Source organism: Nonomuraea longispora (genome assembly GCF_004348345.1).
GTDB classification, from domain to species: Bacteria; Actinomycetota; Actinomycetes; order Streptosporangiales; family Streptosporangiaceae; genus Nonomuraea; species Nonomuraea longispora.
In genome coordinates this window covers 1-23882 of record NZ_SMJZ01000054.1, presented here as the reverse complement: position 1 = coordinate 23882, position 23882 = coordinate 1, and the positions used below count along the sequence as shown (strand labels likewise).

At 70.1% G+C, this 23882-nt stretch carries 20 protein-coding genes; 3 read left to right on the top strand and 17 right to left on the bottom strand.

Features of this window, described 5'->3' with window-relative positions:
- Positions 1–279 precede the first annotated feature (279 nt).
- The 5 genes from E1267_RS16410 to gltB all read right to left on the bottom strand — a co-directional run bounded on the left by E1267_RS16410 (position 280) and on the right by gltB (position 9990).
- Positions 280–507, bottom strand: coding sequence for a hypothetical protein (locus E1267_RS16410; RefSeq protein WP_132333409.1), 228 nt, complete (start codon positions 505–507; stop codon positions 280–282).
- A gap of 21 nt (positions 508–528) precedes the next feature.
- Positions 529–1959, bottom strand: coding sequence for a pyruvate kinase (pyk, locus tag E1267_RS16405; RefSeq protein ID WP_132333407.1), 1431 nt, complete (start codon positions 1957–1959; stop codon positions 529–531).
- A gap of 137 nt (positions 1960–2096) precedes the next feature.
- The gene (locus tag E1267_RS16400; RefSeq protein WP_246063944.1) at positions 2097–3731 is read right to left on the bottom strand and encodes a S8 family peptidase; all 1635 of its coding nucleotides are present in this window, start codon (positions 3729–3731) and stop codon (positions 2097–2099) included.
- A gap of 262 nt (positions 3732–3993) precedes the next feature.
- Complete coding sequence (locus tag E1267_RS16395) at positions 3994–5472, bottom strand: glutamate synthase subunit beta (protein WP_132333405.1); 1479 nt, start codon at positions 5470–5472, stop codon at positions 3994–3996.
- A 12-nt stretch (positions 5473–5484) separates the two neighbouring features.
- Entirely contained in the window at positions 5485–9990 is a 4506-nt protein-coding gene (gltB, locus tag E1267_RS16390; RefSeq protein WP_132333404.1) for a glutamate synthase large subunit, read from the bottom strand.
- Between the two features lie 321 nt (positions 9991–10311).
- Between gltB and E1267_RS16385 the strand changes: the two genes are divergently transcribed.
- A complete protein-coding gene (locus E1267_RS16385; protein WP_246063942.1) occupies positions 10312–11871 on the top strand; it encodes a bis-aminopropyl spermidine synthase family protein in 1560 nt (519 codons plus the stop codon).
- Positions 11872–11941: 70 nt separating this feature from the next.
- Here the strand turns inward: E1267_RS16385 and E1267_RS16380 are convergent, their stop codons facing one another.
- From E1267_RS16380 to E1267_RS16355, 6 genes are all read right to left on the bottom strand, one after another.
- Complete coding sequence (locus tag E1267_RS16380; RefSeq protein WP_132333403.1) at positions 11942–12529, bottom strand: hypothetical protein; 588 nt, start codon at positions 12527–12529, stop codon at positions 11942–11944.
- A complete protein-coding gene (locus E1267_RS16375) occupies positions 12529–13386 on the bottom strand; it encodes a hypothetical protein (RefSeq protein ID WP_132333402.1) in 858 nt (285 codons plus the stop codon). Before E1267_RS16375 ends, E1267_RS16380 begins: the two co-directional genes overlap by 1 nt.
- 830 nt (positions 13387–14216) lie before the next feature.
- Positions 14217–14921, bottom strand: a complete 705-nt coding sequence (locus tag E1267_RS16370; RefSeq protein ID WP_132333399.1) for a VIT1/CCC1 transporter family protein — start codon at positions 14919–14921, stop codon at positions 14217–14219.
- The gene (lgt, locus tag E1267_RS16365; protein ID WP_132333397.1) at positions 14918–15949 is read right to left on the bottom strand and encodes a prolipoprotein diacylglyceryl transferase; all 1032 of its coding nucleotides are present in this window, start codon (positions 15947–15949) and stop codon (positions 14918–14920) included. The genes E1267_RS16370 and lgt overlap by 4 nt, the downstream gene beginning before the upstream one ends.
- Positions 15950–15975: 26 nt before the next feature.
- The gene (locus tag E1267_RS16360; protein ID WP_132333395.1) at positions 15976–16740 is read right to left on the bottom strand and encodes a DsbA family protein; all 765 of its coding nucleotides are present in this window, start codon (positions 16738–16740) and stop codon (positions 15976–15978) included.
- Positions 16737–17210 carry a MauE/DoxX family redox-associated membrane protein gene (locus E1267_RS16355; protein WP_132333394.1) on the bottom strand — a complete coding sequence of 158 codons (474 nt, stop codon included), beginning with the start codon at positions 17208–17210 and terminating at the stop codon, positions 16737–16739. The genes E1267_RS16360 and E1267_RS16355 overlap by 4 nt, the downstream gene beginning before the upstream one ends.
- Positions 17211–17402: 192 nt before the next feature.
- On the opposite strand from E1267_RS16355, the gene E1267_RS16350 reads away from it, so the two are divergent.
- Positions 17403–18008 (top strand): TetR/AcrR family transcriptional regulator, encoded by a 606-nt coding sequence (locus tag E1267_RS16350; RefSeq protein ID WP_132333392.1) that lies wholly within the window; start codon positions 17403–17405, stop codon positions 18006–18008.
- Positions 17978–18652, top strand: coding sequence for a VC0807 family protein (locus E1267_RS16345; RefSeq protein WP_132333391.1), 675 nt, complete (start codon positions 17978–17980; stop codon positions 18650–18652). The genes E1267_RS16350 and E1267_RS16345 overlap by 31 nt, the downstream gene beginning before the upstream one ends.
- A 13-nt stretch (positions 18653–18665) precedes the next feature.
- Here E1267_RS16345 and trpA read toward each other — a convergent pair whose 3' ends face one another.
- The 6 genes from trpA to E1267_RS16315 all read right to left on the bottom strand — a co-directional run bounded on the left by trpA (position 18666) and on the right by E1267_RS16315 (position 23724).
- A complete protein-coding gene (trpA, locus tag E1267_RS16340; protein WP_132333389.1) occupies positions 18666–19460 on the bottom strand; it encodes a tryptophan synthase subunit alpha in 795 nt (264 codons plus the stop codon).
- Between the two features lie 230 nt (positions 19461–19690).
- Positions 19691–20914, bottom strand: a complete 1224-nt coding sequence (trpB, locus tag E1267_RS16335) for a tryptophan synthase subunit beta (RefSeq protein WP_132333425.1) — start codon at positions 20912–20914, stop codon at positions 19691–19693.
- Positions 20915–20934: 20 nt separating this feature from the next.
- Positions 20935–21774, bottom strand: coding sequence for an indole-3-glycerol phosphate synthase TrpC (gene trpC, locus E1267_RS16330; RefSeq protein ID WP_132333388.1), 840 nt, complete (start codon positions 21772–21774; stop codon positions 20935–20937).
- A gap of 118 nt (positions 21775–21892) precedes the next feature.
- Positions 21893–22324, bottom strand: a complete 432-nt coding sequence (locus tag E1267_RS16325; RefSeq protein WP_132333387.1) for a DUF2752 domain-containing protein — start codon at positions 22322–22324, stop codon at positions 21893–21895.
- 48 nt (positions 22325–22372) lie between these two features.
- The gene (locus tag E1267_RS16320; protein ID WP_132333386.1) at positions 22373–22999 is read right to left on the bottom strand and encodes a CD225/dispanin family protein; all 627 of its coding nucleotides are present in this window, start codon (positions 22997–22999) and stop codon (positions 22373–22375) included.
- Positions 23000–23154: 155 nt separating this feature from the next.
- The gene (locus E1267_RS16315) at positions 23155–23724 is read right to left on the bottom strand and encodes a DUF4190 domain-containing protein (RefSeq protein WP_132333384.1); all 570 of its coding nucleotides are present in this window, start codon (positions 23722–23724) and stop codon (positions 23155–23157) included.
- Positions 23725–23882 lie beyond the last annotated feature (158 nt).

Genomic DNA, 23882 nt, shown 5'->3' with positions numbered 1-23882 from the left:
ACCGGCCGCACGCCGTAACGAACCGCGCAGTGGGCCCACTCCGGGGTTTGGGTGACTGGGTGGGAAGCTACTCGCAGTTGCCCGATTCCTCCGGAGGAAAGGCGGGGACCGAACGACACCATGGTCCCCGCCCTGCTGCTGGGGCGGCACAACCCGCCGAACGTCAACGACGGCTGATATCTGAAGAAGCGGGCCCGCGGAACCGCAGCGTGAGCGTCGTATGGGAACGCGCTGGTGATGCAGCGGTGTCGGCGCCCGCCTGTTCCGTAGCGATCGTCATCAGCCGCCGAGATCATCCGGGTCGGGCGCTGTCCGCGAACCCAACTGCCTGGCGCGGAGCAGGGTGTCGGCGCAGTTCTCGACCGTGTCGGCGACGCTGGACGCGATGGCACCGCCGTCGGCGAGGTGCCTGCGAACCACGGCGTACGGCAGGTCCACCACGGCGATCACGAGGCGCTCGAGGTCTACTTCGAGCCGGCCGGCGAGGGCACGCAGCCCGGCACGCAACCGACGATCCTGTGAGAAGAGTCAGTGCGCGTGAGACACGGCGGATCCGATGGTGTGGACGCGCAGGGCGTTGGTGGAGCCGGGCGTGCCGGGAGGCGAGCCGGCCACGATGACCACCTTGTCGCCCTTCTCCAGCCGCCCCGACGACAGCAGCGAGGCTTCGACCTGCCGCACCATGTCGTCCGTGTGGTGCACGAACGGCACGTGGAACGTCTCCACCCCCCACGTCAGCGAGAGCTGCCCCCGCACGTGGGGCGCGGACGTGAACGCCAGCAGCGGGATCGGCGAGCGGTAGCGGGCCAGCCGCCGCGCCGTCTCGCCGGACATCGTGAACGCCACCAGCGCCTTGGCCCCGACGATGGCGCCGACCTCGGCCGCGGCCCTGGCGATGGCGCCGCCGGTCGTCTCCGGCATGCGATCCAGCGTGTGCGTGGCGTGCAGGGAGTGTTTCTCCGCGGCGCAGGCGATGCGGTCCATCGTGGAGACGGCCTCGATCGGGTAGTTGCCCACGGAGGTCTCGCCGGACAGCATGACCGCGTCGGCGCCGTCCATGACCGCGTAGGCCACATCGGAGGCCTCGGCCCGGGTGGGGCGCGGGGAGCTCATCATGGAGTCGAGCATCTGGGTGGCGACGATGACCGGGCGGGCCTTCTCGCGGCACAGCTCGATGATGCGGCGCTGCACGATCGGGACCTGCTCGAGCGGCAGCTCGACGCCGAGGTCGCCGCGGGCCACCATGATGCCGTCGAAGGCCTCGACGATGTCGGGGAGGCGGTCGACGGCCTGCGGCTTCTCGATCTTGGCGAGCAGCGGGAGGCGCACGGCCTCCTGCTCCATGATGTTGCGCACCACGTCGGCGTCGGACGGGCGGCGCACGAACGACAGGGCGATCATGTCGCACCCGGTGCGCAGCGCCCAGCGCAGGTCGGCTTCGTCCTTGTCGGTCAGCGCGGGGGCGCTGACGTTGACGCCGGGCAGGTTGAGGCCCTTGTTGTCGGAGATCATGCCGCCGATGACGACACGGGTGGCGATGCGGTCGCCGTCGACGCGGGTGGCCTCGAGCACGAGGCGGCCGTCGTCGACGAGGATGGTGTCGCCGGGGCGCACGTCGTTGGGCAGCCCCTTGTAGGTGGTGGAGACCTGCTCGCGGTCGCCCGGCACGTCTTCGGTGGTGATGGTGAAGACGTCGCCGAAGCCCAGCCTGACGGGACCTTCTTCGAACGTGCCGACACGGATCTTGGGGCCCTGCAGGTCGGCGAGCACGCCTACACCGCGGCCGAGGTCGGCCGCCACCTCCCTGACCCGGTCGTAGACCTCTCTGTGCAGGTCATGGTTGCCATGACTGAGGTTGAACCGTGCCACGTCCATGCCGGCGGCGATCAGCTCGTGCAGGCGTTCCTTGGACGAAGTGGCGGGGCCGAGAGTGCAGACGATTTTCGCGCGACGAGTCACGAGTCCTACCTTAATTGGTACAGACCACTTAACAGTCACTGACGACGGAGAACGTACCCTCCGAAGGCGAACAGAACGAGAACGGCGCCCCCAGGACGGGCCAAGTTCGGGTACGCCTCAGCGTGGTTCACGCCGGGTCATGGTTCGACGGTGGCGGCCTTCCAGGCGTCCACGATGCCGTGGCCGTAGAAGCCGTTGTCGGCCTTGTCACCTTCGCACTCGTGCGTCTCGGTCTTGTTGTAGATGGTGTAGACGTGGCGGCGGGGCGTCGGGCACGCCTTCTGCGCGGCGCTCTTGTAGAGCAGTTGCTCGGTGGTGTCCGGGTCCAGCTGGAGGCCGCCCTCGCCGGGCTTGCCGAAGCGGCTGATCAGGATCGCCGCGACGCCGGTGGCGTGCGGCGAGGCCATGGAGGTGCCCTCCAGATACTGGTAGTACGAGCAGCGGCCGTTCTTGCAGTCCTTGACCACGTCCGCGCCCCTGGGGTTGCCCGCGGCGTCGATGCGCCCTGTCGCGCGCAGCACGCGCTCGGGCGCGGCGGCCAGGATTCCCCGGTCGGCCCTGGCGCCCTCGCCGTCGAGGATGTCGCCTCCCGGCGCGGCCAGGTCGGTCTGCTCGACGCCGTAGTCGCTGTAGACCGCCTTGCGTCCCGTGGGGCCGACCGCGGAGACGGAGATGACGCCGTCAGACTCCGCGGGCACGTTGACGCAGGAGTTGTCGATCTTGCGTTCCTTCTCGTCTCCCTTCGGGTAGCCGGGGCTCTGGTCGTCGACCTTGGGACGGCCGAGGTCGATGCCGCCGTTGCCGAGGGCGGAGATGAGCGTGACGCCCTTCCTGCGGGCGTAGTCGAGGGCCCGCTGCATCCCGGTGATGACGGCCCGCTGTTCCAGCTGCTGCTTCCTGGTGTCGGCCGGGTTGTTCCTGCAGTTGAACAGCCAGGGGTCGACGTAGTAGCTCATGTTCACGACGTCCACGCCGATGTCGGCGGCGTGGGCGAGCGCGTCGAGGCTGGGCTTGAGGAAGAAGAAGCCGGAGTCCTGGCCGGCTCTGAGGTTGACGATCTGCACGCCGGGCGCGACCCCCGCGATGCCGATGCCGTTGATCGGGGAGGCGATGGTGCTGGCGACGTGGGTGCCGTGGCCGTCGTCGTCCACGTCGGCGGGGTCCTTGCAGCCTTCGGCCTCGCAGGGGCCGTCGAGCGTCTCGCCGTTCTCGTCCTTGGGCCGGTCGGTGACGAAGTTGCGGCTCAGCTCGCGGTTGAAGTTGGGGGCGATGTCGGGATGCTTGCCGTCGACGCCGGTGTCGATGACTCCGACCAGCACTTGCCTGCTGCCGGGAACCGTGGCGTTCGCGCGGTCCGCGCCGATCATCCGCATGTCCCACTGGCGGCCGGCGAGCGGCTCGGCCGCGCTCTTGGTGAACGACGACGCGTCGGGGAAGGCCGCGCGGGCCTCCTGGTGGACGCTCGGGCGCGCTGTGGCGTAGCCGATGCGCCGGTCGGACGACACGCCCACGACGGCCTGGTCGGCGCCCACGCCCTCGGTGAAGCCGCCGCCCGCACTCCTGGCCAGCAGGTAGCCGAGCCTGGCGTCCTCGCCGACCATGGTGCCGCCTGCCCGTTCGACAGCGTGCACGGCGTCGGCGTGCCGTCCTTGCGCGTAGAAAACGAGATAGTCGTTCTGGGGCGCGGCGGGTCTCTGGGGGGCCGGCGGCGCGCAGGCCGCGAGGGGGACCGTGGCGGCGAGCGCCATCATTCCAGAGGCGACTCGCCGCATGCTTCCCCCATCCGCCGACTGGCCGCTGAACCAGCATGTTCCCGACAGTCAATCAGCGATGCACCTTAGTAGTGAAATTTCAGTAGATGAGTGGCGAAGCTAGTCAATACGCTCAGCTCTTCCCACGTACACCCGCCGCGCGGGCCGGCGCCGAGCGTGGGGCCGGCCCGGGACCGCGCCGGCCCGGCGGCCGGACCTCGCGACAGCAGCGCCCACAGGTGCGGTGCGGGGCCGCCTCGTGAGCGGCCCCGCACCGTGAACGTCAGACCAGCGGCCGCGCGGTCGGCAGGATCGGGTACGGCAGCGCCGTCTCCCCCGACAGGTACCGGTCCACGCCCGAGGCCGCGGCCCGGCCCTCCGCGATGGCCCAGACGATGAGCGACTGCCCGCGCCCCATGTCGCCGGCCACGAAGACGCCGTCCACCTTGGACATGTACGTCTTGTCGCGCGAGACGTTGCCCCGCGCGTCGTAGAAGCCGTCACCGGCGACGGCGGCGAGGTCCTGCAGCAGGGCGCCCTTCTCCGGGCCGAGGAAGCCCATCGACAGGGTGACCAGCTCGGCCGGGATCTCCCGCTCGGTGCCGGGGATCGGCTTGAACCCGTTCTGCGGCCCTTCGACCTCGACCAGCCGCAGCCCTCGCACGTTGCCGTCGTCGTCGCCGACGAACTCGGTGGTGGAGACGGCGTAGACCCGCGCTCCCTGCCCGTCGGCGAGCTCCTCGTGGGCGCTCTCCATCTTGAACAGCATGGGGTACGTCGGCCACGGCTGGTGGTCCGGCCTGGTCGCCGGCGGCTGCGGCATGATCTCGAGCTGGGTGACGGACCTGGCGCCCTGCCTGATCGCCGTGCCGATGCAGTCGGCGCCGGTGTCGCCGCCGCCGATCACCACCACGTACCTGCCCTCGGCCGAGAGGGGCGAGCGGTCGAGGTCGCCCTCCTGGACCTTGTTGGACAGCGGCAGATATTCCATGGCCTGGTAGACGCCCTTGAGCTCGCGTCCGGGCACCGGCAGATCACGCCACTGGGTGGCGCCGCCTGACAACACCACGGCGTCGAACTGCTCGCGCAGCTCGGCGGCGGTGACGTCGACACCGACGTTGACGCCGGTGCGGAACTCGGTGCCTTCGGCCCGCATCTGGTCGAGGCGGCGGTTGATGTGCCGCTTCTCCATCTTGAACTCGGGGATGCCGTAGCGCAGCAGGCCGCCGATCCTGTCGGCCCGCTCGAACACCACCACGTCGTGCCCGGCTCTGGTCAGCTGCTGGGCGGCGGCCAGGCCGGCGGGCCCCGAGCCGACGACCGCGACCTTCTTGCCGGTCCTGACCGCCGGAGGCTGCGGAGTCACCCAGCCCTCGGCGAACGCCCGGTCGATGATCTCGACCTCGACCCGCTTGATCGCCACCGGGTCGGCGTTGATGCCGAGCACGCACGCCGCCTCGCACGGAGCCGGGCAGAGCCTGCCGGTGAACTCCGGGAAGTTGTTCGTGGCGTGCAGCCGTTCGACCGCCTCGCGCCAGTCGGTGCGGTGGACGAGGTCGTTCCACTCGGGGATGAGGTTGCCGAGCGGGCAGCCGTTGTGGCAGAACGGGATGCCGCAGTCCATGCACCGTGCCGCCTGCTTGGTCAGCTTGTCCTGCGGGAAGTCCTGGTAGACCTCACGCCAGTCGCTGATGCGGACGTCGACGGGGCGGCGCGCCGGTAGCTCCCGGTCGTGCGTGAGAAAACCCTTCGGATCAGCCATTCTACGCCTCCCTCAGCCCTGAACCGCGGCGGCCATGACCGCCTCGTCGATGTCCCTGCCTTCGATGCGGGCGGCCTCGGCGGCCTCCAGCACCCTCTTGTAGTCGGTCGGCATGACCTTGCCGAACCTGCCGAGCGCGACGTCCCAGTCGGCGAGCAGCTGCTTGGCGACCGGCGAGCCGGTCTCCGCGAAGTGCTTCTCGACGGCCTCCGTGAGGAAGTCGGTGTCCTGCTGGGTGAGCGCCTCGATGGCGACCATCTCGCGGTTGACCCGCTCGGGCTTGAGATCCAGCAGGTACGCGATGCCTCCCGACATGCCGGCCGCGAAGTTGCGCCCGGTCGGGCCGAGCACCACGACCTTGCCGCCGGTCATGTACTCGCAGCCGTGGTCGCCCACGCCCTCGACGACCGCCGTCGCGCCGGAGTTGCGCACGCAGAACCGTTCGCCGACGACGCCGCGGACGAACACCTCGCCGGACGTGGCGCCGTACAGGGCGACGTTGCCGGCGATGATGTGGCCGTCGAGCGGCGCCTCCTCGTGCGGCCGGACCGTGATCCGCCCACCGGACAGGCCCTTGCCGAGATAGTCGTTCGCGTCGCCGGTCAGCCTCAGCGTGATCCCGCGCGGCACGAACGCGCCGAACGAGTTGCCCGCCGAGCCGTTGAACGAGATGTCGATGGTGTTGTCGGGCAGGCCCTTGCCGCCGTGCCGCTTGGTCACCTGGTAGCCGAGCATGGTGCCGACCGTGCGGTTGACGTTGCGGATGGGCAGCTCCAGCGTCACCGGCGTGCCGTTGGCGAGCGCGCCCTCGGCCAACTGGATCAGCGTGTTGTCGAGGGCGTGCCGGAGCCCGTGGTCCTGCTCGACGACGCGGCGCAGCGCGGTGCCCGCGGGCAGCTCCGGCCGGTGCAGGATCGGCGACAGGTCGAGGCCGCCGGCCTTCCAGTGGTCCTCGGCCGCCGTCATGTCGAGCATCTCGACGTGCCCGATGGCCTCGTCGAGCGAACGGAAGCCCAGCTCGGCCAGATATTCGCGGATCTCCTCGGCGATGAACTCGAAGAAGTTGACCACGAACTCGGGCTTGCCGCTGAAGCGCTTACGCAGCTCCGGATTCTGCGTGGCGACGCCCACGGGGCAGGTGTCGAGGTGGCAGACCCGCATCATCACGCAGCCGGAGACGACGAGGGGCGCGGTGGCGAAGCCGTACTCCTCGGCGCCGAGCAGCGCGGCGATGACGACGTCACGCCCGGTCTTGAGCTGGCCGTCGACCTGGACGACGATGCGGTCGCGCAGGTCGTTGAGCAGCAGCGTCTGCTGAGTCTCGGCCAGGCCGAGCTCCCACGGTGCCCCCGCGTGCTTGAGCGAGGTCAGCGGCGAGGCGCCGGTGCCGCCGTCGTGCCCCGAGATGAGCACCACGTCGGCGTGCGCCTTCGACACGCCCGCGGCGACCGTGCCGACGCCGACCTCGGCGACCAGCTTCACGTGCACCCTGGACTCCGGGTTGGAGTTCTTCAGGTCGTGGATGAGCTGGGCGAGGTCCTCGATCGAGTAGATGTCGTGGTGCGGCGGCGGCGAGATGAGGCCGACACCCGGCGTGGAGTGCCGGGTCTTGGCGATCCACGGATAGACCTTGTGGCCGGGCAGTTGCCCGCCCTCGCCGGGCTTGGCACCCTGCGCCATCTTGATCTGCAGGTCGGCCGCGTTGACCAGGTATTCGCTGGTGACGCCGAACCGCCCGGAGGCCACCTGCTTGATGGCGCTGCGGCGCGCGGGATCGTACAGGCGCTCGGGGTCCTCCCCGCCCTCGCCGGTGTTGGACTTGCCGCCGAGCCGGTTCATCGCGATGGCGAGCGTCTCGTGCGCCTCCATCGAGATCGAGCCGTACGACATCGCGCCCGTGGAGAAGCGCTTGACGATCTCCGAGGCGGGCTCGACCTCGTCGAGCGGGATCGGGTCGCCCTTGCGCAGCTTGAACAGGCCGCGCAGGGTCATCAGCCGCTCCGCCTGGGAGTCGACGAGGTTCGTGTACTCCTTGAAGATCTCGTAGCGGCGGGTCCTGGTGGCGTGCTGCAGCTTGAAGACGGTCTCGGGGTTGAACAGGTGCGGCTCGCCCTCGCGCCGCCACTGGTATTCGCCGCCGACCTGCAGCTTGCGGTGGGCGTTCGGCACCCGCGGGTAGGTGTGGCGGTGCCGCAGCTCGATCTCCTTGGCCAGGACGTCGAAGCCGACGCCGCCCAGGCGGGAGGTGGTGCCGGTGAAGCAGGAGTCGATGACCTCCTGGCTCAGGCCGAGCGCCTCGAAGATCTGGGCGCCGGTGTAGGAGGCCACCGTGGACACGCCCATCTTGGACATGACCTTGATGACGCCCTTGCCGTAGGCCTTGATGAGGTTGCGTACGGCCTTGCGCTTGTCGAGCTGCAGCGCGCCCGAGTCGACGAGGTCCTCGACGGTCTCGACGGCGAGGTAGGGGTTGACCGCGCCGGCGCCGTAGCCGATGAGCAGCGCCATGTGGTGGCACTCGCGGGCCTCGCCGGTCTCGATGACGAGCCCGATCTTGGTGCGGGTCTTCTCCTGGATCAGGTGGTGGTGCACCGCACCGGTCAGCAGCAGCGCCGGGATCGGCGCCAGCGTCTCGGACGAGCCCCGGTCGGACAGGACGATGACCCGCGCCCCGCCGGCGATCGCCCTGGACGCCTGTGCCTTGATCTCCTCCAGGCGCCGCAGCAGCGCCTGGCCGCCGCCGGCCACGTCGTAGAGGCCGCTGATGACGTACGGGTGGAAGCCGGGCAGGTCACCCTCGTCGTTGATGTGGATGATCTTGGCCAGCTCTTCGTTGTCGAGCACCGGGTACGGCAGCACGAGCTGGCGGCACGAGCTGGGGCCGGGGTCGAGCAGGTTTCCCTCAGGCCCGAGCGTGCTGGCCAGCGACGTGACCAGCTCTTCACGGATGGCGTCCAGCGGCGGGTTCGTGACCTGCGCGAACAGCTGCGTGAAGTAGTCGTACAGCAGGCGCGGCTTCTCGCTCAGCACGGCGACGGGCGTGTCGGTGCCCATGGAGCCGATCGGCTCGGCACCGGCCCTGGCCATCGGCGACAGGATGACGCGCAGCTCTTCCTCGGTGTAGCCGAAGGTCTGCTGCCGCCGGACCAGCGCCTCGTGCGTCGGGACCTCGCGCTGTCGCGCGGGCAGCTCCTCGAAGCGGACCAGCCCCGCGTGGAGCCAGTCGGCGTACGGCAGCTCGGCCGCGAGCTCGGCCTTGACCTCGTCGTCCTCGATGATCTTGCCGCGGGCGGTGTCGATGAGGAACATGCGGCCCGGTTGCAGGCGGCCCTTCCTGACGACGTCGCCGGGCTTGAAGTCGAGCACGCCGGCTTCGGAGGCCAGCACGACCAGGCCGTCCGCCGTCACCCAGAAGCGGCCGGGGCGCAGGCCGTTGCGGTCGAGCACCGCGCCGGCCAGGGTGCCGTCGGTGAACGTGATCGAGGCGGGGCCGTCCCAGGCCTCCATCATCGTGGAGTGGAACTCGTAGAAGGCCCGCCGCGCGGGGTCCATCTCGGTGTGGCTCTCCCACGCCTCGGGGATCATCATGAGCACGGCGTGGGGCAGGCTCCTGCCGCCGATGTGCAGCAGCTCCAGGGCCTCGTCGAAGCTGGCGGTGTCGCTGCCATCCGGGTCACAGATGGGGAAAAGTCGCGAAATATCGCCAGGAATGTGGGCGGACTTCAGCATCGCCTCGCGCGCCCGCATCCAGTTGCGGTTGCCCTTGACCGTGTTGATCTCGCCGTTGTGCGCGACGTAGCGGTAGGGGTGGGCCAGCGGCCAGCTCGGGAACGTGTTGGTGGAGAACCGCGAGTGCACCAGCGCGATCGCGGTCGCGTAACGTTCGTCGCTCAGGTCGGGGAAGAACGGCTCGACCTGGTCAGGCGTGAGCATGCCCTTGTACACGATCGTCCTGGCCGACAGCGAGGGGAAGTAGACGTCGACCTCGTGCTCGGCCCGCTTGCGCAGGCAGAACGCGAGCCGGTCCAGCTCCAGCCCCTCCAGCCCGCCGGATCCCGACACGAACAGCTGGGCGAAGTGCGGCATGACGGCCCGGGCGCTCGGCCCGGGAAGCGCACGGTCGACGGGCAGCTCCCGCCAGCCGAGCACGGTGAGACCCTCCTCACCCGCGATCTCCTCGATCAGGCCGACGGCGATACGCCTGGCCTCCTCGTCGATCGGCAGGAAGGCGATGCCGGTCGCGTAGGCGCCGGCGGCGGGCAGCGCGAACGGCACTGTCGCGCGGTAGAACTCATCGGGGATCTGCGTCAGGATCCCGGCTCCGTCGCCGGTGTCCGGCTCGCTACCCTTGGCCCCCCGGTGATCAAGGTTGCACAACGCCGTCAGCGCCTTGGCCACGATGCCGTGACCACGGCGTCCCGCGACGTCGGCGACCATGGCGACACCGCAGGCATCGTGCTCGTTGGCGGGGTGGTAGAGGCCCTGAGGCTCGGGGAACCCGAGGTGGGCAGCAGGCATTGAATCCCTCCCGTCGTCATCGTCTGTCTCGAACTGCTCTACAGGCGGGGACGACGTTGGCCCTGCTGCATATCGTGGGTAGAGGTTACAACACGATGCCGGAATGGTGCCCACCACGTCCGCAATGCGAACATTTGGGCTGGTCCAGCATCCGAACTCTCTATCCCAAACTCTGGGCGAGGCCGGTGTCATTCCCGGTTCTGCCCACCTGTATGCGGCAGGACTGGCGATTTCTCTGCCGGCCTGGCCCGGCGGGCGGCTCGCCGGGCGCGCTTCTCCGGCGTGCCTGCCCCAGCCCTTACCCTCGATATGGTCGTGACCATGGACCGTGACGGGGTGGAGCGTCTGCTCCAGGAGGCAGGGGCTGACAGCAGGCGGCTGAGGCACGCGCTGACACTCCTGTGCGAGGGCCGGTGGTGGAAGCTCGCCGACCTGGTTCGCGCAAGCGCCACATCGAGGCGCACCATCGAGGCGCTGCTGCGCGAGCTGCCGCTGGAGCGCTCCGGCGACACCTTCCGCGTGCCGCTCGCCCATACCCACGCCTTCCAGGACCTCTTCGCCGTGGCGCCGCCCCCGGAAGACCCCGTCGCCCACCTGCTCCCCCACTACTCCGGGGTGCTCGACCGCCTGAGCGCCCTCGTCGCCGGCGCCCCGCGCGCCCGCCACGTCCTCGACCACGTCGCCGCCACGCCCGAGACCGTGCTGCGGCGGGCGCTGCTGCTCGGCGCGCGGTTCTGGCTGCCTGGTGCGCGCCTGCTCTGCGTGGGCGACCACGACCTGACCTCGCTGGCCGTCAAGCTCGTCCGCCCGGAGACCGAGGTCACGGTGGCCGACATCGACGAGCGCGTCCTGGCCTACATCGACGAGCAGCGGCTCGGGGTCCGCACCCGCTGGGCCGACCTGCGGCTCGGCCTGCCGGCCTCGGCCAGGACTCACGACCTGGCACTCACCGACCCCCCGTACACACCGGAGGGGGTCGGCCTGTTCGTGGCGCGCGCCGTCGAGGGGCTGAAGGACGACGGGCGGGTGGTGCTGGCGTACGGCGCCGGGGAGCGTATGCCCATGCTGGCGTTCAAGGTCCAGCAGGCCCTGGCGGACCTCAACCTCGCCTACGAAGCCATCTATCCCGACTTCAACCGCTATTACGGCGCGGAAGCCATCGGTTCGGCCGCCGACCTGTACATCCTCCGGCCCACCACGAAGACCCGCCCGGCCGTGACATCCCGCCTGAGCCGCCAGAGCACCGCCATCTACACTCAGGGCCCACAAGCCATAGAAAACGCTCAGAAGGGCATTTCAGCCTCAGAGAGGGGCATTTCAGACTTCGAGCCCGACCTGCTGGTGGGCGAGTGGCCCAAGGACCTCACCCAGCCCCGGGTCAAGCTGCCGACCTGGCTGGCCAAACCGTACGCCGCCACCCCCGGCCGCGTGGCCGTCGCCCTGCCACCGGGCATGGAGGCCGCGCTCCCCCGCCTGCTCCTGGCGACGCGCGCCTCCCGCGTACGCGTTCTGGGAGCCGCCCTGCCGCCCCTGCCCGACGTGCTGCCCGACGTGCTGTCCGCCGTCTACACGACCAGCGCCGACGAGGAGGAACTCGACGCCGTACGCCTCCCGGAGCCCGGCGACCCGGCGGCCCGCGTGCTGCGCAGGATTCTCGACAACGGCCACGCCAAGCTGGCCAACACGTGGCGCGAAGCCCTCATCGCGGCGGCCCGCGACCAGGGCACCACCCTCACCAAGAACGACGCCAGAGCCCTCATCCGCGAGGCGGCCCCCTGGTCGGACGACCTGACCGTGTTGGAGGCGCCGCTGCACCGCCTGTCCGCCCTGCCGGACGCGGTCACTGCGACCGTCACCTCCCTGACCGGCACCACCCCCTGACCTGCACCGGCACACCCCATCGCACTTCGCACTCCGTCGAACCGCACCGGCCGACCGCCCGGCGCGAGCCTCAGGTGGCGGCGACGACGCGGTCCTGGACGACACGGCCCAGGCCGTCGAGGGCCACCAGCGCCGCAATCAGTTCCTGCGCGGGCGCGGAACCGCCTACCCAGCTCACCGTTACGTAGTGGCCCATGGCACGGGCCTGCGCACGACTGCCGGCGGCCTGGAAGGGGATGCCCTGGCGTACGAACCCGTCCGCGCCGAGGGCCGAGACCAGCGCGTCGGCGGCGCGCCCGTCGGCCATGTTGAAGATGACGAACTGGCCCGCGGTCGAGTCCCCTTTGTAGACGGCCTGGAGTGCCTGCGTGCAGCCGGAGGCCGAGGCGCCCCACAGGACGTCGTCGCAGTCGGTGAACTGCTGGGTGCTCTCCAACCGCATGTCGCCCACGGTCTTGACCGAGGAGGTGAAGACCTCCTGCGGGGTGAGCGGGGTGGCGTCGTTCTTGCGGTCGTCGATGGCCGCGTAGAAGGCGGAGGTGGGCTCGGCGTGGAAGGTGGACGGGCGGGGTGCGTCGCGGCGCAACCACCACCAGCCGGCCGCGGCGATGACCACCACGCCCACGATCGCGACGGAGATGACGAGACGACGTGACATCAGGCCGGCGGCCCCGTCAGCGAGACGACCCTGCGGTAGACGGGCTTCTCCGCGCCGCGCAGCGCCAGGGTCAGGGAGACGAAGTCGTCCTTGGCGGTCGGCTCGGCGCCGTCGGTCCTGCCGAGCCAGACAAGACCGACATAGTGGCCCAGCGCGTAACCGCCGGCCTCGGAATAGCCCCCCTCGGGAAAGGACGCCTTGGAGGAGGGCAGGGGGATCGTCCACCCGCCCCGGTAGTCCGTCTTCAACGATTCCACCAGGGCGGCGGCCGACTCGCCGTCCTTCAGGTTGAGCAGGGTGTACTGGCCGACGTAACGCCCGTCGGAGCTGGCGTACAGGCCGCGGGCCGCCTGGCTGCATCCGCCGTCGGAGACCCGCTCCACGACGCTCTGCCCCCACAGGGCCGCCGAACAGTCGGAATCGAGTTGCTTGGCGACCAGCTTGAGCCTGAGCTTCTTGGTGACCGTGAGCTGCTTCTCGCCGAACACTTCCTTCTTCGTCAGCGCACGTTTGTCCTTCGTCCTGTCGGTCAGCGGCGCGAACAGTTTGGGCGAGTTCCAGCCGTGGAAAATCCGCGGCAACGTCGAGCCGGGCACGATCACGGCGGCGCTGGTTCTCTGCTGCGGCGTGTACTCGCCAAGGGACCCCACGACGGACACCAGCCCGGTGCCACCCGCCAGCACACCCACGACCACGGCGATGATCACGAGCAACCGCTGCTGATCCGGGCGCAGGCCCCAGGCGGTGAGCACCGGGAACTGCCAGTCGGACGAAGGAGTACGCCGCCGCTTGCGCGAGGGCGTGCCCGCCTCCCGGCCACCGGGCGCGCCTTCACCCGAACCGCCGTCCTCCTGCAACGGCCACCCGGCGCCTCCCCGGAGCTTGACCCTGCCTCCGGACCGCTCGGCACGGCCGGCGGCCCGCCTGCCAACGTCCTCACCACCACCGGCCCAACTGCCACCCCGCCGACCCTCAGACCGGCCAACGTCCTCACCACCGGACCGGCCGGCGCCCCGCCGGCCCTGTGACCGGCCGATGTCCCCGTCTCTGCCGGGCCCGTGGGCGTGGCCGTCGTCGCGGAACCAGCCGGCGCCTCCCGATCCGGGCTGCCCGGTGCTGTCAGGGAAGCCCCCTGCCGCCGCGTCTCCCGCGGCGAACGGCCCGGTGTTGGTACCGGCTCCGAGCGGCCCGGCTCCCGGATCGCCGGCTGGTGGGTCGGCGGCAGCCCGGCGGGCCGATCTGCGTCCTCCGCGCGTGCGAGCCGGCCGGCCGCCGTCGCCCTCGCCGCTCGCCGCAGCGGGCCAGCCGCCGCCGGATTGGCCCGAGGGCCGGTCACCACCGTCCGCTGACCGGCCACGGGAGCTCGTAAGGTCCGGGTCGGGCGCGGCCTGCTGCCTGCGGCCACGCGCCCGCCCCCTCCGGCCGCCACGGGAACCCGGTGACCGGTCCGCACCGTCCGTGGGGACGCCCTCGGTTCCGGAAAGCGACCCGCCGCCATGAGCGCCCGCGGGCCACTCCCCACTACGCCCACCAGTGGCACGACCACCACCGTCCAGCGCATCCGAGGCCGGCCACCCATCCGCAACCGGCCACTCCCCGCTGCGCCCACCGGCGCCCTGGGGGTCGGTTGCGGGCCTGGGGCGCTTCGAGGGGTTGCCGGAGCCGGGTGTGGCTCTTCTCCTGGCCATCACAGCGCCGCCGCTCCGATCAGGCTGCCCAGCGCGAACGTGACCGCGGCGGCCACCGCGCCCACCACGAGCTGCCGCAAACCGGAATACCACCAGGTGCGGGCGGTCACCGTGGAGACCAGCGCGCCCGCGCCGAACAGCGCCACGCAGGAGAGCACCGCCGACACCGTCAGGCTCGAAACCCCGAGGAGGTACGGCAGCAACGGCAGCACCGCACCCACGCCGAACGACAGGAACGACGACACCGCGGCCAGGGACGGCGACGGCAGCTCGCCCGGGGCCACGCCGAGCTCGTTGCGGGTGTGCACCTCCAGCGCCTGGTCGGGGTTGCGTGAGATCTGCCGGGACACCTCGGCCGCGAGCTCCGGGGACACGCCCCGGTCGACGAACGTCTGCGCCAGCTCGGCTTGTTCGTCGTCGGGGTGGCGGGCGAGCTCGCGGCGTTCGACGGCGATCTCGGCCTGGGCCAGCTCACGCTGGCTCGCCACCGAGACGTATTCGCCGCCCGCCATGGACAGCGCGCCCGCGGCCAGACCGGCGACGCCGGCAAGGGAGATGACCTTGGTGTCGGCGGTGCCACCCGCGACACCCGCGATCAGCGCGAAGTTCGACACCAGACCGTCCATCGCGCCGAACACCGAGGGCCGCAACCAGCCTCCGGTGACGTCGCGGTGCTGGTGGTGAGCCTCCGCGCGACCGCTCATCGCGACTTCTTCCCCTTCGTCACGGCATCACCGTCAGGGACCTCCTCCGGCTCGCCGGGCGCCGGGTCGTCGTCCTGCCGCCCGCGATCGGCCCCGCCACCGTCGGCCCCGCCACCGTCGGCCCCGCCGCCGTCGGGCGCGTCGGGCGAGCCGGGATCGGCCTGACCGGACACGTGCGCCGGGTCCGGGAGCTCGGACAAGGGCACGACGAACTCTTCGTCGTCCTTCTTCCGCCTCACCCAGAGGTAGACCAGCGCGCCCACGAACAGCAGGATCGACGTCCACTGGTTGATCCGCAGCCCCAGGAAGGTCACAGCGTGATCGACCCCGCCGACCGGGTCGATGCGCAGGCCCTCGATCCAGAACCTGCCGAGCGTGTAGCCGGCGACGTAGAGGGCGAACAGCCGCCCGTGGTGCAGCCTGAACCGCGCCCCTGCGAACAGCAGCACGAAGCCCAGCGCGATGTCCCACACCGACTCGTACAGGAACGTCGGGTGGTAGAGAACGCCGGGCTCTCCCCCGTGGGCGACGTCGATCTCCAGCCCCCACGGCAGCGTGGTCGGCCCGCCGTACAGCTCCTGGTTGAACCAGTTGCCCCAGCGGCCGATGCCCTGGGCGAAGGCGATGCCGGGGGCGACCGTGTCGGCGACGGCGCCCAGGGAGATGCCGCGCTTGCGCACCCACCACCAGACGCCGACGCCGCCGAGCGCGACCGCGCCCCAGATGCCGAGACCGCCCTCCCAGATGAACAGCGCCTGGATGGGCTCCTTGATCGCGCGGCTGCCGAAATAGGTCTGCCAGTCGGTGATGACGTGGTAGAGGCGTCCGCCGATCAGGCCGAAGATGACCGCGGGGACCGCGAGGTCGATGATCGTCCCCTTCTCGCCGCCACGAGCGCGCCAGCGCCGCTCGCTCAGCCAGACAGCGACGATGACGCCGAGCACAATGCAGAGCGCATAAGCCCGGATAGGGATGATTCCGAGATACCAGACCCCTTGGGAAGGGCTGGGAATCGAGGCAAGGGGCATGTCAGGTGAGGGTAGCGGAAGTGCGGCTACTTGGCCGCCTTCGTAATCTCTTCGCGCAACTCTTGTGGGCTGAAGAGTACCCCGTTGTCTATTTCTATGCCGTTCAGTTTCACGGTCGGCGTATGGTCGAGCTTCTGTTCGTCACTGACCTTCTTGCTGTACGACAGCTGCGTCTGGGCGTGCTTGCCCGAGGTGACGCACTGCTCGAACTCCGGCGACGTGATCCCGGCGTCCTTGCCCCACTGCACGAGCTGCTCGGGCTGGAAACCCGGCTCGGTCTCCGGCGGCTGGTTCTCGAAGAGCAGGTCGTGGAAGGCCATCCACTGCTTGCCGTCGGCCACACACCGGGAGGCGCTGCCCGCGCGTACGGAGTTGGACTTCGTCGGCTCCTGGGAGAAGATCGTGATGGGGTGGTAGACCACCTTCGCCAGACCCTCGGCGGCGAGGTTCTTGAAGGTCTGGCCGCTGACCCGCTCGAGCTCCTTACAGGCGGGGCACTGGAAGTCCTCATAGATGTCGACCACGGGCCCCGTGACGCCCTGCTTGGCCATCACGGCGGCGCCGTCGGACTGTACCGTGATGGGGGCGAGCGCGCCGGAGGCCTCCTCCGAGCGCGAGTTGCTGGCCGCGTACCACCAGCCCGCTCCGACCGCGGCCACCGCGACCGCCCCCGCGGCGACGTAGGTCACGATCTTCCTTCGCCGCTCCTGAGCGCGAGCGGCGGCCTGCTGTTCCTTGATCTTGTCACGCGCTGACTTCGACATGGCCTTCGTCCGCTGCCCCTTGCTCATCCTTCGTCCTCCACATCACGAGTATCGCCTCCCAGACCGAGTGCTCCGTCGAGAGCCAGGCGGCCCGGCGGGAACCGCGTGATCCAGGCGCCGAGTAGCACGAGGCCGAAGTCACGCAGGATGTCGAGCAGGTAGGTGGGCTCCTGCCCTTGTGCCAGCTGGCCGCCGCCGCCGAAGCAGCCGCAGTCGATCCGCAGGCCGTTCGCCCAGGCCCAGGCGATGCCGAAGACGAACGCGAACATGAGCAGCCCCGCGACCACCGCGGCCACCCTGGTCAGCAGACCGACGACCAGCAGCACGCCGACCACGATCTCCAGCATCGGCAGGGCGTAGCCCACCGGGACGGCGACCGACTCGGGCAGCAACTGGTAAGCCTTGACCGCCACCACGGAGTCCGTCGGATTGCCGATCTTGAGCGCGCCCGCCACGATCAGCACCCCGCCCAGGACCAGCCGGGCGACGACCGTCACCCAGGGTATCGCTGACGTAGCTCGATGTGACGGTTGTGACGCGGCCACGGGTCATCTCCTCTTTCTCTGTGCCGAGATGGGCACAGTACCGGCTTCCCATCCGATCACGTTCACGATAAGCGTCTGCTAAGCCGCTCCCCCTTCCGGCTCCCCCGAGTTGCAATTTTTACTTGTATGAGTTAAAAATTACTCATGCAGGTAAAGCGAGAGGACTCGGTGACGAGCACCGCGCGTCGGGCACAGATCGTCGACGCGGCCATCGCGACGATCGCCGAGATCGGCTACCGCCAGGCGTCCTACTCCAAGATCGCCGAGCGGGCCGGGCTCAGCAGCACGCGGCTGATCTCCTACCACTTCGACAGCAAGGACGAGCTGATCAGCAAGGCGATCAGGACGATCTACACCGACCTGGCGGCGTTCATGACCGCCAGGGTGAGCGCCGCGACCACGCCGCGCGCCGCGCTCGACACCTACATCCGCTCGCTGGTGGAGCACATCGCGGGCCACCGCGCCGAGATGCGCGCCGCCACGGAGATCTTCCTCAACTTCAAGCCCGAGGGCGGCTCCGCGGCGCAGGACGCGGCCACGGACCTGGCGGTGCTGGGTCACGTCGAGCACCTCCTCGTCAAGGGCCAGGAAAGCGGCGAGTTCGGCCCGTTCAACACCCGCGTGATGGCGATGGCGATCCAGCGGGCGCTCGACGGGCTGCCCTTCCTGCTGGAGGCCGTACCGGACGCCGACCTTGGGGAATATGGCGACGAACTGGCATGGATCTTCGCCAGGGCCACGCGGCCATGAGCGCCAGGAACAGAGGGCTGCTCACCCTGGCGGTGGACGTGGGCGTGCCCATCGGCCTGTACTACCTCCTGCGCGCCGCCGACGTCGGCGCCTACGCCGCGTTGCTGATCTGCTCTTTCGTCCCCGGCCTCAGCGTCGTCTCCGATCTCGTACGCCGCCGCAGGCCCGACAGGATCGGCGTGTTCATGACGACCATGATGCTCACCGGCGCCGCGGTCGCCTCGCTGATCCACGACCCCAGGCTCCTGCTGGCCAAGGACGGCTGGTTCATGGCCGCCGGAGGCCTGTGGTTCCTGGTCAGCGTGCGCGGCGACAGGCCGCTGGCCTTCTTGTTCACCAGGCTCATGATCGAAGGGCGGCTCGGGCCCCGCGAGTCGTGGGACGTGTTGTGGGATCGGCTGCCCCGCTTCCGCAGGATCTGGCGGGTGGCGACCGTCATCTACGGCGTCGGACTGATCATCGACGCCCTCGTTCGGGTCGTCATGGCCCATACCCTGCCGATCGACGTCGTCCCCGGCCTCAGCGCCGTGCAGTATGCCGTGTGGCTGGTGCTGATGCAGGTAGCGCTCAACCTGTATCTCGTGCCCAGCGGCGTCTACAACCCTCATTCCAGGCTCTACGCCGACCTTCGCCACGCAGGGTGAAGCGCGGCCGTCGTCAGCGGCGCACGCCTTTGGCCATGTCTTTCGCGAGGACGGCGATCGAGTCACGGCCCGCGGCCTCGTCGGGTGCGTCGAGCATGCGGCGGATGAACGCCGATCCCACGATGACGCCGTCGGCGTAGGCCGCCACCTCGGCCGCCTGGCCTCCGGTGCCCACCCCGAGACCCACGCACACCGGCAGGTCCGTGTGGGCGCGAGTGCGCTGCACCAGACCCTCGGCGGCGGCGTTGACGCTCTCCCTGGCACCCGTGACGCCCATCAGCGAAGCCGCGTAGACGAAGCCCGTGCAGCAGTCGACCACGGCCTTGATGCGCTGGTCCGTCGAACTGGGCGCCACCAGGAACACGGTGTCGATGCCGGCGCCCGCCGAGGCCACCCGCCACGGCTCCGACTCCTCGGGCGTCAGGTCGGGCGTGATCGTGCCCGCGCCGCCCGCGTTGGCCAGATCGCGGGCGAAGCGCTCTGCGCCGTATTTGTCGATGGGGTTCCAGTACGTCATGACGAGCGTGGCGGCCCCGGTGGCGGCGACCCCCTCGACCGTGCGCATCACGTCGGCGATGCGCGTGCCGTTGACCAGCGACCGGTGCACGGCGTCCTGGATGGTGGGGCCGTCCATGAGCGGGTCGGAGTAGGGCAGGCCGATCTCGATGACGTCGCAGCCGGCCTCGACCAAAGTCGTGGCGGCGGCGACGGCGCCGTCCTTGGACGGGAACCCCGCGGGCAGGTAGCCGACGAGCGCGGCCCGGTTGTCCGCCTTCGCCTTGGCGAAAACCGTCTGAAGAGTCGTCATGTCTGTCCGTTTCGAAAGTCGAGTCTCACCATGATGCCCTGCCACGCGCCCGCCCAGAATCCTCCGCGCCGCTGAAGGCCCGGGGTGTCGCGGGAGACCGCGCGGTGAGCGGCCCGGCGCAGGCCGTCGGCGGATCCGCGTGGCCCCGGCTCCTCAGCGGTCTCGATGGCCTCCGGATGCCCCGAGCTGCGAGGCGTCCGAAGGCTCGGAATCGCGAGGCCTCGCGAGGTTCAGAGGTTGAAGTATTTCATCGCCGTGCCCATGTCCTTGTCGCCGCGGCCGGAGAGGTTGACCAGGATGGTCGCCTCGGGGCCGAGCTCGCGGCCGAGCACCAGCGCGCCCGCCAGGGCGTGGGAGGACTCGATGGCGGGGATGATGCCCTCGGTCCTGGCCAGCAGCGAGAAGGCGGCCATCGCCTCGTCGTCGGTGACGCCGTGGTAGACGGCGCGGCCGGAGTCCTTGAGCCAGGCGTGCTCGGGGCCGACGCCAGGGTAGTCGAGCCCGGCGGAGATCGAGTGGGACTCGATGGTCTGGCCCTCGTCGTCCTGCAGGACGTAGGTGCGCGAGCCGTGCAGCACGCCGACCGAGCCCGAGGTGAGGGTGAGCGCGTGCTCGCCGCTCTCCAGGCCGCGCCCGGCGGCTTCGTAGCCGTGCAGCTGCACGCCCTCGTCGCCGATGAACGCGTGGAAGGCGCCGATCGCGTTGCTGCCGCCGCCGACCGCGGCGCACACCGCGTCGGGCAGCCGGCCGGTCAGCTCGAGCATCTGGCGGCGGGCCTCGACGCCGATGATGCGGGCGAAGTCGCGCACGATCTCGGGGAACGGGTGCGGGCCCGCGACGGTGCCGAAGAGGTAGTGGGTGGTGTCGACGTTGGTCACCCAGTCGCGGAACGCCTCGTTGATGGCGTCCTTCAGCGTCTGCGAGCCGTTGGTGACCGGCACCACGGTCGCGCCGAGCAGCTTCATCCTGGCGACGTTGAGTGCCTGGCGCTCGCAGTCGACCGCGCCCATGTAGATGACGCACTCCAGGCCGAGCAGGGCCGCGGCGGTCGCCGTGGCCACACCGTGCTGGCCGGCGCCGGTCTCGGCGATCACCCGCTTCTTGCCCAGGCGCTTGGTCAGCAGCGCCTGGCCGAGCACGTTGTTGATCTTGTGGGCGCCGGTGTGGGTGAGGTCCTCCCGCTTGAGCACGATCCTGGCGCCGCCGGCCTGCTCGCTGAAGCGCGACACGTCGGTCAGCGTGGTGGGACGGCCCGCGTAGGTGCGCAGGAGGTGGTCGAACTCGCTCAGGAACTGCGCGTCGTTCTTGGCCTTCTCGTAGACCGCGGCCACCTCGTCGAGCGCCGGGATGAGGGCCTCCGGCACGTATCTGCCGCCGAAGATGCCGAACTTGCCGTGCACGTCGGGGTCGTCGCCGCGCGCGCCGTTGCCCGCCAGGTCGGCGGCGGTCAGGATGGAGCCTTCGTGTGCCACTGCTATCCCTCTGCTGAGTGGTCGGGGCGCGTCGACGGATGGGCGCCGGCCGTCACCAGCGCCTCCACGGCCTTGCGCGGGTCCTTGCCGGTGACCAGGCTCTCCCCCACCAGGACGGCGTCGGCACCGCCTCTGGCGTAGGCCAGCAGGTCGTGCGGGCCGCGCACACCCGACTCGGCGATTTTGATCACATTATCGGGGGTCTTCGGCGCCAGCTTCGCGAAGACGTCGCGATCGACCTCGAGTGTCTTCAGATTGCGGGCGTTGATCCCGATGACCCGGGCCTTCGCGGCGACCGCTCGTTCGAGCTCCTCCTCGGTGTGCACCTCGACCAGCGGGGTGAGCCCGATCGACTCGGCCCGCTCGATCAGTGACACCAGCGCCTCCTGCTCCAGGCAGACGACCATCAGCAGCGCCAGGTCGGCGCCGTGGGCCCTGGCCTCCCAGAGCTGGTAGGAGGTGAGGATGAAGTCCTTGCGCAGGATCGGGATGTCGACCCGGGAGCGGACCGCGGCCAGGTCTTCCAGGCTGCCCCCGAACTTGCGGCGCTCGGTCAGCACGCTGATGACGTGGGCGCCGCCCGCTTCGTAGTCGGAGGCCAGCGCGGCGGGGTCGGCGATCGCGGCGAGCGCGCCCTTGGACGGGCTGGATCGCTTGACCTCGGCGATCACCGAGATCCTGTCGCCTCCGAGCGCGGCCATCGCGTCCCTGGGCGGCTGGGCCCGCTCGGCTCGCTGCTTGAGATCGTCCATGGACACGGTCTGCTGGCGTGCGGCGAGGTCGGCGCGCACCCCGTCGAGGATGCCGTCGAGGACACTCGGCCCTTCCGTCCGCTCACTCACGCGCTTGGAGTCCCTCCGGTCGACAGTGGGGGTGGCGGGGAGTTCGCCTCGCGTACGCTCTCCGCCTTGTCCTGCGATGGTATCGGCCCCCACGGGGTCACCTCACCACCGGCCCTGCCTAGGGGGCGAGGAACGCGCCGACAGGCAGATTACGGACCACCCAGTAGACCATGACGACCGCGATGAACGCCCACAGCCACGCCGGATGCGCCAGCGTCGTCCGCCTGGGCCGGCCCTGCCAGGCGCGCAGCACCCATCGCCCCCACCAGAACAGCAGGAACGGGATCATGGCCACGGCGAGCGGATTGAGCCCCAGCGCGGCGACCGGGTCGAGATGCGCGAGGGCGTGCATGGTGCGCATCGTGCCGCAGCCAGGGCAGTAGAGGCCGGTCAGCCACAGGAACGGGCACGTCGGGTAGTGGCCGGGCTCGTTGGGGTCGACCACGCCGACGACCGCGAACGCGGCGCCCACGCCCGCGGCAACACCGAGCGGCGCGAGCAGACGCCTGACGCGATCCGTGCCACGCCGCTCGGTTGTTGCGATGCCCATGCCTTAAGTATCCGCCTTCCGGCGTCCGCTGCCCGCCGTCGCGCCGGCTCAGTACGTCGAGTACGAGTACGTGGACACGCTCGCGGCCAGAACGAAGAAGATCACGATGTACGCGATGATGCCGATGACGATGCTGATGGCGCCGAAGATCAGGCTGCGCTTCCACCAGGTCTTGGCCTCGTCGGCGGCCTGCATCGCGCCCTGATAGTCGCCGACCTGCCACTTCGAGTTGACCTGCGACGACTTGACGAGCGCCACGATGCCGAGCGGCAGGCAGCAGAACAGGGTCGTGAGGATGGCCGGGACGAGCTGGTTGTCGGGCGGGTTGCCGCCGCCGCCGTAGCCGCCGCCGGGAGGTTGGCCGTAACCGCCGTCGCCGTAGCCACCACCGGGCGGCTGCTGACCGTAGCCGCCGTAACCACCGCCGCTCGGCGGCTGCTGGCCGTAACCGCCGCCACCGCTCGGCGGCTGCTGGCCATAACCGCCGCCGTAGCCACCACCGCCACTGGGCGGCTGCTGGCCGTAACCGCCACCACCACTCGGGGGCTGCTGGCCGTAGCCACCGCCGCCCGGGGGCTGCTGGCCGTAGCCACCGCCACTCGGGGGCTGCTGGCCATAGCCGCCTCCGGGAGGCTGGGCGCCGTAGCCACCGTCGCCCTGGTTTCCGTAACTCATGCTAATGACCCCTCATGTCGTCATCTTCGGATCCAGTTCGCGCGGCAGCCTAGCGAGAAACCATCTCCTACGTGGATCAACGTCGATTTTGCGGACAATTCGTAATCGGACCGCAAGCACGCCGTCACGGTCCGGCTACACGAGCCGCGTACCGCCTACTGGTAGTCCACCGTGCTGCCGGCGGTACTGGCGATCCCGATGAAGGAAAGGAGCATACCGCCGAATATGAGCCAGCACATGAGCCAGATCACGACCGTGATGTAGGACGTGATGAGGCCGCCGATGGCCATGCCCGAGCCCTCCTCGCCGGTGCGCTTGATCCGGTTGAGCGCGACATGGCCGAGGATGACGCCGGGGATGCTGGTGAGGCCGCAGAAGACCAGGCCGATGATGCCGAGGACGAGTGAGGCCACCGCCATCCCGTTGGTGGACCTGGGCTGCTGGTAGCCGTAGCCCTGCTGCGGGTGGCCGCCGTAGCTCGGGGGCTGCTGACCGTAACCACCGCCGTAGCTCGGCGGCTGCTGACCATAGGCGTATGGCTGGTCTCCGTAGCTCGGCGGCTGCTGCCCGTAGCCGCCGCTCCCGGAGGGCGGTTGCTGGCCGTAGCCTCCGCCGCTCGGCGGTTGCTGACCGTAGCCGGCCCCGCCGGGGGGCTGCTGGCCGTAGCCGCCCCCTGGAGGCTGTGCGCCGTATCCGCCGCTACCGCCCTGATCCCCGTAGCTCATGAGCCGGCTCCCTCGATGTCCGTGGCGAGTTGCAACGGCAGCCTATTGAGGAAACGTTTGCCCGGCGCCCGCAGGTCCACAACAGTGGAGGTTTCGTAACCGTCGCCCGGCTCAGCGGTGGCCGGTGGGGTGGCCGGTGGGGTGGCCGGTGGGGTGGC

Excerpts from the sequence above, each read along its gene's own strand:
- trpA (WP_132333389.1), bottom strand. The coding sequence starts at position 19,460 with ATGACGACTCTTCAGACGGTTTTCGCCAAGGCGAAGGCGGACAACCGG.
- E1267_RS16320 (WP_132333386.1), bottom strand. The coding sequence starts at position 22,999 with ATGAGTTACGGAAACCAGGGCGACGGTGGCTACGGCGCCCAGCCTCCC.
- E1267_RS16325 (WP_132333387.1), bottom strand. The coding sequence starts at position 22,324 with ATGGGCATCGCAACAACCGAGCGGCGTGGCACGGATCGCGTCAGGCGT.
- E1267_RS16395 (WP_132333405.1), bottom strand. The coding sequence starts at position 5,472 with ATGGCTGATCCGAAGGGTTTTCTCACGCACGACCGGGAGCTACCGGCG.
- E1267_RS16400 (WP_246063944.1), bottom strand. The coding sequence starts at position 3,731 with ATGCGGCGAGTCGCCTCTGGAATGATGGCGCTCGCCGCCACGGTCCCC.
- gltB (WP_132333404.1), bottom strand. The coding sequence starts at position 9,990 with ATGCCTGCTGCCCACCTCGGGTTCCCCGAGCCTCAGGGCCTCTACCAC.
- E1267_RS16360 (WP_132333395.1), bottom strand. The coding sequence starts at position 16,740 with ATGAGCAAGGGGCAGCGGACGAAGGCCATGTCGAAGTCAGCGCGTGAC.
- lgt (WP_132333397.1), bottom strand. The coding sequence starts at position 15,949 with ATGCCCCTTGCCTCGATTCCCAGCCCTTCCCAAGGGGTCTGGTATCTC.
- E1267_RS16315 (WP_132333384.1), bottom strand. The coding sequence starts at position 23,724 with ATGAGCTACGGGGATCAGGGCGGTAGCGGCGGATACGGCGCACAGCCT.
- E1267_RS16370 (WP_132333399.1), bottom strand. The coding sequence starts at position 14,921 with ATGAGCGGTCGCGCGGAGGCTCACCACCAGCACCGCGACGTCACCGGA.
- E1267_RS16350 (WP_132333392.1), top strand. The coding sequence starts at position 17,403 with ATGCAGGTAAAGCGAGAGGACTCGGTGACGAGCACCGCGCGTCGGGCA.
- E1267_RS16385 (WP_246063942.1), top strand. The coding sequence starts at position 10,312 with ATGGACCGTGACGGGGTGGAGCGTCTGCTCCAGGAGGCAGGGGCTGAC.
- E1267_RS16345 (WP_132333391.1), top strand. The coding sequence starts at position 17,978 with ATGGATCTTCGCCAGGGCCACGCGGCCATGAGCGCCAGGAACAGAGGG.
- E1267_RS16380 (WP_132333403.1), bottom strand. The coding sequence starts at position 12,529 with ATGTCACGTCGTCTCGTCATCTCCGTCGCGATCGTGGGCGTGGTGGTC.